This window comes from Streptosporangium sp. NPDC004631, from assembly GCF_053601935.1.
Window position 1 is genome coordinate 67422 of sequence record NZ_JBSGCR010000028.1, and the last position, 15884, is coordinate 83305.

Below are 15884 nucleotides of genomic sequence, written 5' to 3' on the forward strand. Positions count from 1 at the left end.
TCACCCCAGAAAACGAGGCACACAATGATCCTTCTCGACCTGCAGACCCTGGAGACCCCCGGCGGCGGCCACGGCGGTGGCGGCGGCAGCACCCTGACCGTCCTCGGCTGCCAGTCTCACGCGCCGAGCAACCTCAGCGTGGTGCTCTGCCACTAGCCGGCCGGGTGCCCGGGACGGCCGGCGACGGCGGCCGTCCCGGGCACCACCCTTTCCGCCACGACCTCTCCCCGGGTCCGCTCAGGCGCGAAGGCCCCCAGTGCCCATCCACGAAGGAGGACCGGTGCGGACGGCAGATCGGCTGGTGACGCAGACCGTGCGTAACGGCGGTCCCTGGCTGTACGTGCTGGCGCTCACCTCCTTCACCGGGGCGTTCACCGAACTCACCATCCCGTTCCTGCTGGGCAGGACGGTCGACGGCCTGGCGGCGGCCGACCCCGCGGGCGGAACCTGGCTCGGAGCCTGCGCGGCCGCGGTGACCCTGACCGCGATCTGCGACGTTCTCGGCGTCCAGGCGGCCGGAGGCAGCGGGGCGCAGGCCACTCAGTGGCTGCGCCTGCGGGTCCTGCGGCACGTGCTCGGGGTCGGGCCCGCGATGACCCGCCGCTTCGCCGAAGGGGACCTGGTGACCCGGATGGGGGTGAACGCCGAGGAGGTGGGGCACGCCCCGGAGTCGATCGTCACCGGGGCCGCGTTGATCGTCCCCACCGTGGGCGGCGTGGTGGCGCTCACCCTCATCGACCCCTGGCTGACCCTGACCCTCCTCGCCGGCCTCGTCCTCATCGCGCTGGTGCTGCGGGCCTTTCTCCACACGACCACGTCGATCGCCGGTGACTACCAGAGGGCGCAGGGGGACATCGCGGCCCGCCTGGTCGACGCCCTCGCCGGAGCCCGCACGATCGCCGCGGCCGGCACGGAGGACCGGGAGAGGGACCGGGTGCTGACCGCCCTCCCGCTGCTCCGCCTGCACGCCATGGACATGTGGCGCGCCAACGCGCTGGCCGGTGTGCGGGCGGGGGCCGTGGTGCCGCTGCTGGAGGTGGCCGTGCTGAGCGTGGGCGGCCTGCAGCTGGCCTCGGGAGACCTCACGGTGGGCGAGCTGTACGCCGCCGCCCGCTACGTCGCGCTCGGGGCCGGCATGGGCGCGGCCCTGGGATACGTCAACCGCCTGGCCCGGGCGCGCGCCGCCGCCGGACGCGTCACCGAACTGGTCGCCGAGCGGCCGGTGCCGTACGGCGGGCACCCGCTCCCCCCCGGCCCGGGCACCCTGGAGCTGCGCGGCGTCACCTCGGACGGCCTGGGCGAGATCGACCTGGTCGTCCCCGGCGGATGCTCGGTGGCCGTGGTCGGCCGGTCGGGGTCGGGAAAGTCGCTGTTCGCCGCCCTCGCCGGCCGTCTGGTGGACCCCGACCGCGGAGAGGTGACCCTCGACGGCGTGCCGCTGCGCGCGCTCTCCGCCGAGGCGCTGGGCGCGGCCGTCGGCTACGCCTTCGAACGCCCCGTCCTGGTCGGTGACACCGTCGCCGACGCCATCGGCCTCGGTCGCGCCGACCCGGACCCCGGGACCGTGCGGGCCGCCGCCCACGCGGCGTGCGCCGACGCCTTCGTACGGAGGCTCCCCCGGGGGTATGACACGCCTCTGGACGACGCCCCGATGTCCGGCGGGGAGCGGCAGCGTCTCGGCCTGGCCCGCGCCTTCGCGCACGGGGAACGCCTGCTCGTCCTGGACGACGCCACCTCCAGCCTGGACACCGTCACCGAACGCCAGGTCGGCCGGGCGCTCTCCGGCGAGCTGCGTCACCGTACCCGCCTGATCGTGGCCCACCGGGCCGCGACCGCGGCCGCGGCCGACCGGGTCGTCTGGTTGGACGGCGGCCGGGTGCGCGCCTACGACAGGCACCTCACACTCTGGCGGAACCCCGACTACCGGGCCGTCTTCCAGGCCGTCCCGCCCCCGCGGGGATCCTCGCCGCAGCCGGGGGTCCCGTGAAGGGCCGCCACCACGCCCCTTTCCGGGGGCCGCACCCGGTGAACCGCCCGGTCCTCAGAGCGCTCGGGCGAGATCCCCTCCAGTTGCTCAGGCTCGGCGCCTGGTCCGTCGCGGAGACCGCGCCCGCCCTCGTCGTCGGCCTGGCCGTCGCGCGGGCGATCGACGAGGGCTTCGCCGCGGGACGGCTGGCCACCGGCTTCGCGTGGCTGGCCGTCCTCGGTGGCGCCTGGCTGGTGGCCGCGGTCGGCGCGCGCCAGGTCGTGCTCGCCGTCGCCTCGATCGTGGAGCCGTTCCGCGAGGATCTGCTCCACCACGTCGTGGAGGGCACGCTGCGCCGTTCGGCCACGGCGGGACGGGGACCCGGCACGGCGGCGGTGGCGCGCTCCAACCTCCAGGTCGAGCTGGCCCGTGACGCCCTCGCCTCGGTCATCACCGTGGTCAGGTCTTTCGTGTTCACCGCGGTGAGCGTCGTACTCGGCCTGGCGACCCTCATCCCGCAGGTGCTCGTGCTGGTCCTGCCGCCGTTCGCCGCCGGTCTCGGCCTCTTCCTGCTCTCGCTGCCCACCCTGGTCCGGCGGCAGCGGGACTTCATCGTGGCCGACGAGCACACCGCCGAGTCGTTCGCCGCCATGGCCGGCGGGCTGCGCGACATCGCCGCCTGCCGGGCCGGGGACCGGGTGGCCGCCTCGGTCGGCCGCCGGGTGGTGGAGCAGGCCGGCGCGGCGCGCGCGCTCGCCCGGGTGACCGCGCTGCGCACGGTGTCGCTGACGGTGGGCGGCCGGCTGCCGGTCCTGCTGATCCTGGTCGGCACCCCCTGGCTGCTCCGGCAGGGAGCCGGGGCCGGGGTGATCCTCGGGGCACTGGTCTACGTCACGCAGTCGCTGGCCCCGGCGCTCGGCAACCTGGTGCAGGGGCTGGGGATGAGCGGGGTCCGGCTGCGGGTGGCGCTGGAGCGCATCCTGCGGTCCGGTGGCCCTCCCCGTCCGGTGGCCGGGCTGCGCTCCCCCTCCGGCGCGGGGGTGGAGCTGGACGGTGTGACGTTCGCCTACGGCCCGCACGCCGAGCCGGTGATCTCGGATCTCGACCTGTACGTCCCCGACGGGGACCACATCGCCGTGGTGGGCCCCAGCGGCATCGGCAAGTCCACGCTGGCCGCACTCGTCACCGGCGTGCTGCCGCCGGGCGCCGGGCGGGTACTGGTCGGCGGTGTCCCGGCCGGCCTGGTCGTCCCGGCCGGGCGGGTGCTGATCCCCCAGGAGTCCTACATCCTGCGGGGCTCACTGCTGGAGAACCTGACCTACCTGGCCCCGGCGCCTCAGCGGGCGGTGGACGACGCGGTGACCGCGGTCGGCCTGACCGCCCTGGTGGCGCGGCTGGGCGGCTACTCCGCCGAGATCCACGCCGGTCTGCTCTCGCCGGCCGAACGGCAGCTGGTCGCGCTGGCCCGCGCCTACCTGTCCCCCGCCCGCCTGATGATCCTCGACGAGGCGACCTGCCACCTGGATCCGGTGGCCGAGGCCCGCGCCGAGGAGGCGTTCACCCGCCGGGGCGGCACGCTCGTGGTCGTCGCCCACCGGCTGACCTCCGCGCTGCGGGCCCGGCGGATCCTCGTCATGGACGGCACCAGCGTCCGGCTGGGAGGGCACGAGGAGCTGCTCGCCTCCTGCCCGCTCTACGCGGACCTGGCCGGCCACTGGAACCCCTCGGACGCACAGGAGCTGGTGCCGTGATCTACCCCTCCGCCGAACGGCAGCCGATCGTCGACCGGCTCCACGGCCACGCCGTACCCGACCCGTACCGGTGGCTGGAGGATCCGGCGAGCCCGCGGACGCGGACGTGGCTGGCGGCCCAGGACGAACTGTGGCGCGGCCACGCCGCCGAGCTTCCCGGGCGCGACGACTGGCACGCCCGGGTGGCCGAGCTCACCGGTGCCGGGACGGTCAGTTCGCCGCTCTGGCGCGGGGAGCGCCACTTCCTGCTGCGCCGTACGGCGGCGCAGGAGCACCCGGTCCTCTACGTCTCGGCCCCCGGACAGCCCGAGAGGGCGCTGATCGACCCGGTGGAGCTCGATCCCAGCGGGCTGACCACGCTCGACCACTGGCAGCCGGACGCGGACGGCCGCCTGCTGGCCTACCAGGTGTCCAGGAGCGGCGACGAACGCTCACTGCTGTACGTCATGGACGTCGGCACCGGGCAGGTCGTCGACGGCCCGATCGACCGCTGCCGATACGCGCCGGTGGCGTGGCTGCCGGACGGGAAGGCGTTCTTCTACGTCCGCTCCCGCCAGGTCCGCCTGCACCGGCTCGGCACATCCGCCGAGGACGACGCGGTGATCTGCGCGGGCGACCGCTCCTACGGCCTGGGGATCAGCCCGGACGGCCGCTGGCTGACGATCTCGGCGGCGGCTCCCGGCGGCAACGACCTCTGGCTGGCCGACCTGTCGGCCTCCCCCGCCGACCGCCCGGTGCTGCGGGTCGTCCAGGAGGGGGTGGGCGCGGTGACGGCGCCCGCCGTCGGCCCCGACGGCCGCCTGTACCTGCTGACCACTCTGGACGCGCCCCGGGGGCGCCTGTGCGTCGCCGACCCGGAGCGGCCCACCCCCGGCGACTGGGCCGAACTGGTCGGCCAGGACCCCGAGGCGGTGATCGGCGACTTCGCGATCGTCGGCGGCGCGAGGCTCCTGGTCGGCAGGACCCGGCACGCGATCAGCGAGATGGACGTCCACGACCTGGCGACCGGCGAACGGCTCGGCCGGGTACCGCTGCCCGGTCTCGGCTCCGCCGGGCGGATGGCCACCCGGCCCGAGGGGGGGCACGAGGTCTGGTTCACCTACACCGACGGTGTCACGCCGGGAAGCGTGTACCGCCACGACACGCGCACCGGGCACACCTCGCTCTGGGCCGCCGCGCCCGGCGCCGTCGAGGTGCCGGAACTTGAGGCCCGCCGGATCGTCTACACCTCGGCGGACGGCACACCGGTGCGGATGATGGTGCTCGCGCGGCCGGGAACCGGCCCCAGGCCGACGATCCTGTACGGCTACGGCGGGTTCGGGCTCTCGCTGGCGCCCTCCTACTCCGGCTACGTGCTGCCCTGGGTCGAGGCCGGCGGGGTCTTCGCGCTCGCCCAGCTCCGGGGCGGCGGCGAGGAGGGCGCCGAATGGCACCGGGACGGCATGCTCGACCGCAAGCAGAACGTCTTCGACGACTTCACGGCGGCGGCCGAACGGCTCATCGCCGACGGCTGGACCACCGCGGCGCAGCTGGGCGCCTGCGGCGAGTCGAACGGCGGGCTGCTGGTCGGCGCCGCGCTGACACAGCGCCCCGAGCTGTTCGCCGCCGCGGTCTGCTCGGCGCCGCTGCTCGACATGGTCCGCTACGAACTGTCGGGGCTGGGCCCCTCCTGGCGGCCGGAGTACGGCTCGGCCGACGACCCCGAGCAGCTGGGCTGGCTGCTGGGCTACTCCCCCTACCATCGCGTCCGCCAGGGGGTGGACTATCCGGCGACCCTGCTGGCCGCGTTCGGCGGAGACTCCCGGGTGGACCCCCTGCACGCCCGCAAGATGTGCGCGGCGCTGCAGCACGCGACCTCGGGCTCGCGCCCGGTCCTGCTTCGCCACGAGAGCGACGTCGGGCACGGGGCCCGCGCGGTCAGCCGGTCCGTGGGGCTGGCGGCCGACATGCTCGCCTTCTTCGCCCGGCACACCGGGCTCGCGGATCAGGCGCGGGGCCGGTAGCGGACCAGGCCGATCCTGCTGACGTCGTCGGGCCAGAGCCAGCCGGCCTCCTGGGCGATCGTGACGGCCTCCACCCTGGTCCGGGCGCCCACCTTGGCGAGGATCCGCGACAGGTAGTTGCGGACCGTGCCGCCGGACAGGAAGAGCCGCTTGGCGATCTCCCCGACCGGCTCCCCCTCGGCCGCGACCGTGAGCACCTCCAGCTCGCGCGTGGTGAGCGGGTTCTCCCTGGCGTGGAGCGCGGCGACGGCGAGTTCGGGGTCGATGACCCGCTCACCGCCGGCCACCCGGCGCACGCACCGGGCGAGCTCCCCGGCGGGCGCGTCCTTGACGACGAATCCCCGCACCCCGGCGTCCAGCGCCCGCCGCAGCGCCACCGGCGTCGCGAGGCCGGTCAGCATCATCGTCCTGCACGCCGGAAGCCTGCGGTTCAGCTCGGAGGCCGCCGCGAGACCGTCGGTACCGGGCAGCCCGATGTCGAGGAGCGCGACGTCGGGCCTGTGGCGCAGGCAGAAGGGCACCACGTCGTCACCGTGCCCGACCTGCTCGACCACCTTGATGTCCTGCTCGGTGGAGAGCAGGGCGACCATCGCTCCACGGATGAGGTGCATGTCCTCGGCGATCAGGACGCTTATCACAGGTCGTCTCCCCTGTTCGGTTGTGTGCCCGCGCCCTCCGGCGCGGTCTCCCCCGCGACGGTCACCCGGCCACCCGCGCCCGGCCACCCGCGGAGGCCGCGGAAACCGTTGCCCTACCCCTCAGGCGCCGCCTAATCGTCGGCGCCCGGCCGAACTCCGCCTCCGGCGTCCCATTGCCGCGGGCACCCGGCGCGCCCATGATGAGGGTCACGTCCGCCGCGCCCGAGTGGGGGTCCATTGCTCTACAACCCTTTCGACCACGCGCTACAGGAGAACCCGTACCCCGTCTACACGTGGCTGCGCGACCGGGCGCCGCTGTACCGCAACGACGAACTGGACTTCTGGGCGCTGTCACGGCACGCCGACGTCAGGGCCGCGCTCCGCGATCCGGCCCTGTTCTCCAGCGCCCACGGCGTCACCCTGGAACTGTGGGACGCGAACGCCGCCGATCTGGTGGGGTTCCTCGCCATGGACCCGCCCCGGCACACCCGCATGCGAGCGCTCGTCTCCCGGGGTTTCACCCCCGCGACGGTGGCCGGCCTTGAGCCCGCCGTACGGGCCGTCGCCCGGCGGCACCTGGCTCCGGCTCTGGAGGCCGGCGCGTTCGACTTCGCCGGGGTGGTGGCCGCGATCCCGGGGGACGTCGTGTCCGAGCTGCTCGGCGTCCCGGGGGAGGACCGGGCGGAGATGTCACGCCTCTCCGACGTCCTCGTCACCCGGTACGACGGGGAGAGCGAGGCGCCGGGGGAGTTCTGGGAGGCCGCCGCCACCGTCGGCGCCTACTACCGGCGGCTGATCGCCGACCGGCGGATCCGGGCGCGCGCCGACCTGGTCAGTACGCTCGTCTCGGCCGGCGCCGGCGGAGACCGGCTCTCCGACGACGAGATCGTCGCCGTTCTCCTGCTGATCGGCGTGGCGGGCAACGAGTCGGTGACGAAGCTGGCGGCGAACGCCTGGTACCAGGCGTGGCTGCACCCCGGGCAGCGGGAGATCGCCTGGCGGGGGGCGATCAGGGCGTGGGTGGAGGAGACGCTCCGCTACGACGGCTCCGCGCAGATGGTCGCCCGCCGGCTCACCCGCGACGCCCCGCTGCACGGCACGGTGGTCCCGGCCGGCGCCCGAGTGGTGCTGCTCGGCGCCTCCGCCAACCGTGACCCCCGGGTCTTCCCGCACGCCGACCGCTACGACCTGACCCGTGACACCGGCCAGGCCGTCGCGTTCGGGTCGGGCCCGCACTTCTGTCTCGGCGCGGCCCTCGCCCGTCTCCAGCTCAGGGTCATCCTGGAGGAGCTGGTCTCCGCCGTGGACCACTACGACATCGACGAGACGGGCATCGCGTTCACGCACTCGCCGAATCTGCGCGGCTTCCGCGCGCTGCCCACGACGGTCGGCCTCCGATAGGGGACCGCTCCCCGCCGGGGAGGCGCCCGACACCGCCGTACAGTCCGGTGAGGGCGGGATCGGGGTCGGCGGGGCGCCAGTTCGCCACATCCACCAGGCCGGGCTCCAGCAGGTCGAACCCGGCGAACAGGCCGGCGATCTCCTCACGGGTACGGACGTACGCCTGCGACGCCCTGCGTATCTGCTCCTTGCGGTCCTCCCAGCCCTCCACCCCGCCGTGGGAGATCGCCAGGAAGCTTCCGGCCGGCAGGGCGTCCCGGAAGGCGGCCACGATCGACGCCGGGCCCTCCTCGTCGGACACGAAGTGCAGCAGCGCCACCATCAGCAGGCCGACCGGCTGCGACCAGTCGATGAAGTCCCGCACCACGGGGCCGGTGAGGATCTCCCGCGGCCTGGTGGCGTCGCCGGCGACGACGCGCACCCTGTCCGACCCGGCCATGAGCGCGCGGGCGTGCGCCAGCACGATCTCGTCGTGGTCGACGTAGACGACCCGCGTGTCCGGGGCGATCGCGTGGGCCACCTCGTGAACGTTGCCGCTCGCCGGAAGTCCGGTGCCGATGTCGAGGAACTGGCGGACGCCCCGTTTCACCAGGTAGGCCACCACCCTGCCGAGGAAGCGGCGGTTCTCCAGGAACGACCTGCGCACATCGGGGTTGAGTTCCAGGATCTGCCGCGCGGCCTCGCGGTCGGCCGGGAAGTTCTCCCGGCCACCGATCATCCAGTCGTAGACGCGGGCCGGGTGCGGCCTGGTCGTGTCGAAACTCACGCGTGATCACCTTCGCTGGCGGGGCGGGACGAGCCGTCCGGTAACCGCCCAGCGTAGATCGTTTCGCCGGCGCGCCGCTCGGATGGCCGGGTCAGGCCGGCGCGGGAAGCCCGTTCCTGACCTCCGTGAGCACGTCCACCGTCTCCTCCGGCATGCACGCCGCCACCGTCAGCCTGGCGAACGCCTCGTGGTAGGCGTCCACGTCCGTGCCGTCCAGCACGAAGTCGTTGTTGAACTGATGGGCCGACACCACCGGCTCCGCGTCGGGAAACCTGAACATCGTGAACGGCGCCGAGCGCGGCACATAGGGAGAGGTCAGCCTGGTCACCTGCAGGGTGACATGGGGCTCCTTCGACATGCGGACCAAGTGGTCGAGCTGCTCGGCCTGCGCCCGGGGCCCGGCGATGCACCGCATCAGCGCCGCCTCGTCGACGACGGCCCAGAGTCTCGGGCCGCCGTTCCCCGCCAGCGCGTCCTGCCGGCGCATCGTCGTCTCCACCGCCACCTCGACGAAGTCAGGGGCGGGGGGAGGATGCTGGGAGACGTGGACCGCCGCCGCGGCGTACTCGGGGGTCTGCAACAGCGGGGGGACGAACTGGAGCTGGTAGGTGCGGATCAGCTCCGCGCGCTGCTCCAGCCCGAACGTCGCCGACACCCACAGCGGGATGGCGGACGCGTCCCACCAGCCGGGGGCACGCTCGCCCCGGGCGATCGACAAGACCGCCTCCCGTTGGAAGCGGGCGGTCACGCCGTAGAGGGTGAGCAGCGCCTCGACGTCGTCGAGTGGGGTCTCGGTCCCGGCGACGCCGTTCTCCACGGACGTGACCACCCGCTCGTCGACGTCGACCATGTCCCCGGCCTGCGCCGGAGACAGCCCGCGTGTCTCCCGGAGGAGTCGCAGCCGCTCGCCCAGAACGGCGCGCTGGTCGACGTCGAGCCGCCCGACGACGCGGATCGGCCTCTCCTCGATGTCCGGGAGGGCCGAATCGCTGTCGCCGGAAGAGAAAGGGCCGGGCACGTCGTCCCCGGCGAGCCACCCCAAAGGGACCTGGAGCAGTACAGCGAGCGCTGTGAGCTGCTCCAGGGTCGGGTTGGTCCGCCGCCCCCTGCTCAACTGGTGGATGTAGACGTGAGTGGTCTGGAGTCCCGCGTCGGTGAGGGCCCTCGCCGCCTTACGGGTGGAGTAGCCGCGCCGGCGCAGCGCCTCCCCCAGCCGGTCGGCCAGATATGCCACCCAGGTAGCTCCTGTTCGGAAATAGTGCCCTACATGACGCGAGGAGCACAGCGTACGCCCGTTAACTGGGAGTTAACAACCCGGGAAAATCTTCAGCCGGCCTCCCGTGGTCGCGCCCTCGGCCCCGGCAGGCCCCCGATCATCGCTCCGGAGTCGCCCGGCCGGGCGAGGAGAACCGTCCGGACGTCGAGCACCGGGCCGGCAACCGGCCGCTCCCGCGGGAGGTCGCCGGCGGCCGGCTCCGAGGGGGCGGCGGCATGTCCGGCCGCCGCCCGGCGACACGGCGGCGTCACCGCGCGTCTCCCGTTCCGTGCCTGAAGTGTCGGGGGCAACCCTTACGGTAGGGCGCGTGCCAGAGACCAACCACGAGATCACGCTCGACTCGGCCCTCTCGGAGGAGGCCGTGCTCGCGACCTACCGCCGGATGTTCGCCGCCCTCGCCCGCGACAGCGGCGCGGTGGTCGACGAGCCCGCGCTGGTCGACATCGCCGAAACGCTGTTCGCGGCGTTCGCCGAGGCGGGCGAGGAGTGGCTGACCCACGAGCAGATGCGCCACGTCTGCCGGGCCTACCCGCTGGACCGGTTCGAGAACCGGCTGCGGGTCCTCAAGGGCCTCGGCGCGATCCGCGAGGTGTTTCCCAAGCCCAACCAGCTCCGTTACCGCGCGTCGTTCACCAGCGTGGTGGGGCTGATGTTCATCCGGCGGATGATGGACGACGGCGGCCAGTCGGAGATGCACCGCCTGCTCGCGCTGGAGGACCTCAACGTCGCCGACCCCCGCACGACCATGGAGGAGGCGCGCCTGAGCGCGCGGAACCTGTCCCGGGCCTTCCGGCTCTGGGCGCTGGAGCTGATCACGTTGACCGGCGGCACCATCGAGGAACTGCGCGAGCAGGCCCCCAAACTCTGGGGCACCGAGGAGATCGCCCGCCGGGCGCAGAGCCTGCACGGCACCATCCTCACCCGATGGCCCGACCTCGACCGCACCTGCACCGAACTGCGCTCGGCGATCTACTCCTACAGCGACGCCTCCCGCCGGGCCGCCGGACGGCTGGCCGACTCCGCCGGCACCACCCGGAACCTGACCCTGCTCCCCGCGGAGACCTGGCGGACCTTCGCCCAGACCGCCACCAAGGAGCGCCTCGCCGCCGTGCTCGACGGATTCGTCTTCGACGCCCCCGCGCCCTGGCACGACCCGGCGGCGATCGTCCGCGCCGTGGACGAGAGTCCCCGTCCGGCGCCCGCCCAGCCGACGCCGCCGCGTTCGTCACTGCCCGATCCGGGCCCCGCCGACGTCCACCGGCCCGAGGGCGGCGACCTCGACCGTCTGGCCGCCGTCGCCGAGACCGCGCTCGGCGGGCGCGCCACCGCGCGGCTGGAGGAGCTGCTCACCGCCGACGGCGAATGGGTCTCCGCCCGCCGCCTGCTGGCCGACCTCGTCTCGGCCGACCTGCGCCCGGAGTCGCCCTACCGGCTGCGATGGTCCGACGCCCTCACCGTCGACCCGGACGCCGAGCCCGGCTGGCTGTCCCACGGCTCTCTGGAGAGGGTGGGGCATGACGCCTGAGTCGGCTGAGTCGGCGCACGCGCGGGCCAGGGCGGCCGGCCCGCTCCCGCTCGCCGAGGGTGAGGCCGCCCCCCGCGGGATGACCCGGCTGACCCTCGGCGACGGGACCGGCCTGGCGCTGCCGGCGTGGCCGGACGGGGCGACCCCGTCGCTTCTGGAGGAGTATCAGGTCGCGCCGGTCGCCGTGGAGCGCTCAGGAGAGACCCGGCGGGTGCTGGCCGCGGCGCTGAAGTGCTGCTGGACGGACGTGACCGCCGATCCGTGGCCGGGCGTCCCGGCCCCGGTGGAGGAGGTCCTGTCCGCCTACCGGGCGCTGATCGGGCGCGGCGACGACCTCATGCGCAACTGGGCGATCGGCGCGCTGCGCCGCCTGCACGACTCGGCGTGGCTGGAGGTGGACGCCGGGACCGTACGGCTCGGCCCCCGCTGCGCCTGCTGGCCGGCCGAGTCCCACGCCCAGCTCAGGGAGCTGATGCGCCGCCTGCCGTCCGGCGGGAACGACTCCCCCGGGCCGGCCGCTCTGCCGGTTCTTCCCGTCACCGTCACCGTCACCGTCACCGGGACCGGGACCGACCGGGGCGCCGGGAGCGCCAAGGACGCCGGAGGCAGCGGGGAGACCGGGGACGCCACCGGCTCCGGGGACATCGGGGGTGTCGGGGGCTCCGGAGGCGAGGCGTCCGCCGGCGTCGCCGTCCCCGGCGGCGTGGACGAGGATCTGCTGGACCCGTTCGACGAGCGGCGCAGGGCCGAGATCGTGGCGGCCTTCATGGCGGTGGAGCACGCGGCCGAGCCGGCCCACGAGGCGCGGTTTCCCGCGCTGCGCGATCCGGTGCCGCGCCGTACGATCGCGGAGATGCTGCTGCGGCGCGGCCGGACCCTGATCCAGGATCGTGAGGCGTGGACCTCGGGATACGCCGACGGGGTGGCCTCGGAGACGGGCACCACCGTGGGTGAGGCCGAGCGGGCGGTGCTGGTGCTCGTGCTGATCCACTCGGTGGCGATCCCCCGCGCCGAGGGCCTGCTGCCCGCCGACAGCTGGCTGTCGTCGTTCCCCGCCCAGGTGGACGAGCTGCGGCGGCACACCAGGCTGCCGGTCGGCGAGCTGGAGTCCGCGCTGCGGACGCTGCGCCAGGCGGGTCTGCTCACCCAGGTCAAGGCCGGTGAGGAGGCCGGGGGCTACGTGCCGGGCCCGCAGTTCCACCGGCTGACCCCGCAGGCCAGAAGGCGCCTGCAGGAGGAGCTGATCCTGGCCGCGGGGCCGCACACCCCGCTGGCCTCGGCCGTGAGGGCCAATCGCCGATGAAGGGAACGACAGGGGTGACCGGACAACCGGACCGGGCCGAGCCGGGATCGCGGAGCGGCGGCGCCGACGGAAAAAACGGGGCCGACGGGGAGAACGAGGCCGGGGAAACCGGGACGCCGGGCCGGGCACACGGGAGCCAGGCGAGCCTGATGCCGGTGGAGGCCCGGGCCGGCGCGCCCGGGGAGAACGTGGTCGGCGACCGCGTGCTGATCGCGGTGCAGGCGGTCAACGTCTCCCGGTTGTCCACCCATCCGGTGCCGATCGTGCCGGGCACGCTGGTCGTGGTGGCCGGCGCGGGGCCGAAGGACTCCAACGGCGCGGGCAAGTCCTCGTTCATCGCGATGATCACCGCGCTGCTCGGTGACGAGCAGTGGCGTTTCGCCTCGGGGGCCAAGGCGGTGTCGGAGCTGCTGTTCAACGCCGAGCTCGCCGCGGGCGGCGGAGGCAGGACGTGGGCCAGCGCCGACCACGGCTACATCGTCGGCGTCTTCGCCGGGGCCGACTCGGTGGACGACGCCATGACCGTGTGGCTGCGGGTCAACCAGGAGGCACCACACCTGGAGATCCGCTGGACCCAGGGGGTGTGCGTGGCGTCGGCCGCCTCGGAGGCCGAGCGGGTGACGCGGGCCGACGAGCTCTGGGCGACGCTGCCGCGCTCGGCGGGACGCCGGGACGTGGTGGCGCGAGACCTGACCAGGTTCCTCTACGGCGACCGGGTCAGATGCGTGTCGTTCCTGTCCACCTCGGTGCGGAGCAAGGTCGCCACCAACCTGCTCTCCCAGCCGCTCAACGAGATCTCCCCCGAGCGGGTCTTCGAGGCGATCGCCGCGCTGACCGGGCTGGACACCGAGCTCGACCAGGAACGCGAGGCCAGGCGCGACGAGCACGCCAAACGGGTGCGGGCGGCGCGGGCCGTGGAACTGCTCAAGGAGTTCGAGGGCGAGTCCCGGGTGCTGCTGGAGACCTTCGACCGACGTGACCGGGCCCGGGTACGGCTGGCGGAGGCGCTGCGCTGCCGGCGGGGGCGGCTGGCCCGCAGGCTCGCCGACGCGGCGCGCCGGGACGAGTCGCTCGCCGCCGACCTGGAGCGGTTCCACACGGCGGGCGAACGCGCGGCCGAGGCCGTCGCCGAGGTCAGGGCGGAGATCGCCACACTGAAGGACGACACGCTGGAGCGCGGCCTGGCCGAGGCGCGCAGGGAGCTGACCACCCTGCAGGCCCGCGCCGCCAAGCTGGACGCCGACCGGGCGGTGGCGGAGAACTCGGTGGACGAGCTGCGCGGCCTGCTGCCCGGACTGGAGGAGCGGCGGCGGTCGGCCGACGGCCGCGACGTGAGGACTGCGGAGGCCGAGCTGGCCCGGACCAGGCTCGGGCTCAACGAGGCGCTGAAGGCGCTTGGCGTGGCAGACCGTGAGGTCGACGGCGCCGGGGCGGCGCTGGACGACGCCGAGGGCGGTCCGGCGGCCGCCCAGCTCAACGCGCTCGCCGCGGCGGGTGTCGGGGCGACCGGCCTGCTCGACGCGCTCGACGTGGCCGAGCAGGCCCGTGACGGGGAGACGGCACCGGGCCGCCCGGGAGAGGCGGCGGACTCCGCGGAGCGGGCGGCCCCCGACCACACCGGACAGGGCCGGGCGGGTGTCACGGGAAAAACGGCGGCGGACTCCGCGGAGCAGGCCGCGGACCACGCGGGACCGACCGCGGCGGGCGCCGCGGGGCGGGTGGTGGCGGCGGTTCTGGGCGCCCGGGGGTGGCCTCGGGAGCACGCCGTGATCGTGGACACGGCCGACCTGGCGTCCGCGACGCGCGCCCTGGCCGCGCTGCCCGGATCGGTGCTGGTCAGCGCGGCGGGTGTCACCGTCGTGGGGGCGTTCGACGCGGTGGCCACCGGCCGGGAGGCCCGGATCAAGGCGGCCGAGCAGCGACTGCACCGGGCCCGGGACGTCCAGGAGACGGCCGCGAAGGCGGTGCGGGCTGCCGAGGACGAGGTGGCCGAGGCCGAGCGGCGGCTGGAGGGGGCCAGGGCCGCCGTGCAGCTGGCCGACGTCGAGCGGCGGATGGCCGAGCGGCGCGGCGCGCTCACCGAGCTCACCGAGGCGCTGGCCGGGATCGTGCCCAAGGTGGCCGAGGCCGAGCGGCGGGCGAGCACACTCGACTTCCGCGCCCGGACCAGGAGCATGGAGGTCGAGCGCCTGGAGGGCCGCCGGGCCCGGCATGAGGCGGAGCGCGACCAGGCCGCGGAGCGGGCGGCCGGGGTCACCGCGGAACGGGCGGCGCTCGGGATGGGCGCGCTGGCCGAGGAGTGGGGCGGCACGGCCGACGGCGCCCGCGAGTGGCTGGAGGCGCTGAGCGAGCAGGAGCTGCCCCTGACGGCCGAGGAGTGGTGGCGGGCCGCCGAGCGCCACCTCGACGAGGCGCTGCGCGACACCTTTCCCGGCGAGCACGACGAGATGCCCGAGGAACTGGGGTTCCTGATCCGGCGGCGGACCGAGCCCGGTGCCGGGCGCACCGCGCGCGAGCAGGCGACGTTCCCCGGTGTCTGCACGGCGCTCGCGTCCTACCTACGGGGCCAGGAGGAGTACGAACACCATCAGCGCCGCCAGATCGAGAGCCAGCTCACCACCCGGCAACGGGACCTGGCCGCCGCCGCCAAGGGCGCCGAGGAGGCCGCCCAGTCCACCGCGGTGCACAGGGCCGCGCTGACCGCCGCGATCAGGGCACGGCTGGCGCGGGTGGCCGAGGAGTTCGAGAGGCTGGACACCTCCTACGGCGGTTACGGCGCGACACTGGAGTTCCCGGTGCCGCCCGCGCCCGCCGATCCGGAGCAGCGCTGGGCGTGGCGGGTCACACCCAAGTGGCGCCGGGGTGAGGGGCAGGGTTTCGTGCCGTACAACCGGCGGGCCAACACCGCGCTGATGGACGAGAAGGCGGTGAAACTGGTCTGCGCGGCGGCGATCGCCTCCTCCGGTGGCGGCCATCTCTGCCTGGTCCTGGACGAGCTGGGGCGCAACCTCGGCAAGGAGCATCGCAGGGAGGCGGTGGCGCTGTTCCGCCGGATCGGCGAGACCTACGGGATCACGGTGATCGGCGCGCTCCAGGACGACATGGAGCCCTACGCGGTCGACGCCTGCGGGCAGTACATCAAGCTGCGGCGCTCCTCCGACGCCATGCCGTACAACGAGCCCCCCGTGATCATCGGTCATGACCGCCACACCGAACGGGTGCGTGCGCTCGCCTCGGCGGTGGGGAGGTAGCCTC

At 74.5% G+C, this 15884-nt stretch carries 11 protein-coding genes; 8 read left to right on the forward strand and 3 right to left on the reverse strand.

What is annotated here, in order from left to right; all coding sequences use genetic code 11:
• Nucleotides 1-24: 24 nt before the first annotated feature.
• The 4 genes from ACWEF2_RS24585 to ACWEF2_RS24600 all read left to right on the forward strand — a co-directional run bounded on the left by ACWEF2_RS24585 (nt 25) and on the right by ACWEF2_RS24600 (nt 5720).
• Complete coding sequence (locus ACWEF2_RS24585; RefSeq protein ID WP_355599213.1) at nt 25-156, forward strand: SapB/AmfS family lanthipeptide; 132 nt, start codon at nt 25-27, stop codon at nt 154-156.
• 124 nt (nt 157-280) lie between these two features.
• The gene (locus tag ACWEF2_RS24590; RefSeq protein ID WP_453818706.1) at nt 281-1987 is read left to right on the forward strand and encodes an ABC transporter ATP-binding protein; all 1707 of its coding nucleotides are present in this window, start codon (nt 281-283) and stop codon (nt 1985-1987) included.
• A 38-nt stretch (nt 1988-2025) separates the two neighbouring features.
• Complete coding sequence (locus tag ACWEF2_RS24595; RefSeq protein ID WP_453818707.1) at nt 2026-3717, forward strand: ATP-binding cassette domain-containing protein; 1692 nt, start codon at nt 2026-2028, stop codon at nt 3715-3717.
• On the forward strand, nt 3714-5720 hold the full coding sequence (locus tag ACWEF2_RS24600) for a prolyl oligopeptidase family serine peptidase (RefSeq protein ID WP_453818708.1): 2007 nt from the start codon (nt 3714-3716) through the stop codon (nt 5718-5720). Before ACWEF2_RS24595 ends, ACWEF2_RS24600 begins: the two co-directional genes overlap by 4 nt.
• Here ACWEF2_RS24600 and ACWEF2_RS24605 read toward each other — a convergent pair.
• Entirely contained in the window at nt 5702-6358 is a 657-nt protein-coding gene (locus tag ACWEF2_RS24605) for a response regulator (RefSeq protein ID WP_453818709.1), read from the reverse strand. The two genes, ACWEF2_RS24600 and ACWEF2_RS24605, sit on opposite strands and share 19 nt — an antisense overlap.
• Nucleotides 6359-6595: 237 nt before the next feature.
• Between ACWEF2_RS24605 and ACWEF2_RS24610 the strand changes: the two genes are divergently transcribed.
• Nucleotides 6596-7759 carry a cytochrome P450 gene (locus tag ACWEF2_RS24610; protein ID WP_453818710.1) on the forward strand — a complete coding sequence of 388 codons (1164 nt, stop codon included), beginning with the start codon at nt 6596-6598 and terminating at the stop codon, nt 7757-7759.
• Here the strand turns inward: ACWEF2_RS24610 and ACWEF2_RS24615 are convergent.
• Entirely contained in the window at nt 7698-8525 is an 828-nt protein-coding gene (locus tag ACWEF2_RS24615; protein WP_453818711.1) for an SAM-dependent methyltransferase, read from the reverse strand. The genes ACWEF2_RS24610 and ACWEF2_RS24615 overlap by 62 nt on opposite strands.
• Nucleotides 8526-8616: 91 nt before the next feature.
• Nucleotides 8617-9759, reverse strand: coding sequence for a Scr1 family TA system antitoxin-like transcriptional regulator (locus ACWEF2_RS24620; protein WP_453818712.1), 1143 nt, complete (start codon nt 9757-9759; stop codon nt 8617-8619).
• 349 nt (nt 9760-10108) lie between these two features.
• Here ACWEF2_RS24620 and ACWEF2_RS24625 point away from each other — a divergent pair, with 349 nt between their 5' ends.
• The 3 genes from ACWEF2_RS24625 to ACWEF2_RS24635 are packed head-to-tail and all read left to right on the forward strand — an operon-like array spanning nt 10109 to nt 15880.
• A complete protein-coding gene (locus tag ACWEF2_RS24625; protein ID WP_453818713.1) occupies nt 10109-11326 on the forward strand; it encodes a hypothetical protein in 1218 nt (405 codons plus the stop codon).
• A complete protein-coding gene (locus tag ACWEF2_RS24630) occupies nt 11316-12629 on the forward strand; it encodes a hypothetical protein (protein WP_453818714.1) in 1314 nt (437 codons plus the stop codon). The genes ACWEF2_RS24625 and ACWEF2_RS24630 overlap by 11 nt, the downstream gene beginning before the upstream one ends.
• A 14-nt stretch (nt 12630-12643) precedes the next feature.
• Nucleotides 12644-15880: a chromosome partitioning protein ParA gene (locus ACWEF2_RS24635; RefSeq protein ID WP_453818715.1), complete on the forward strand. Its 3237-nt coding sequence runs from the start codon at nt 12644-12646 to the stop codon at nt 15878-15880.
• Nucleotides 15881-15884 lie beyond the last annotated feature (4 nt).

Excerpts from the sequence above, each read along its gene's own strand:
- ACWEF2_RS24585 (WP_355599213.1), top strand. The coding sequence starts at position 25 with ATGATCCTTCTCGACCTGCAGACCCTGGAGACCCCCGGCGGCGGCCAC.
- ACWEF2_RS24630 (WP_453818714.1), top strand. The coding sequence starts at position 11,316 with ATGACGCCTGAGTCGGCTGAGTCGGCGCACGCGCGGGCCAGGGCGGCC.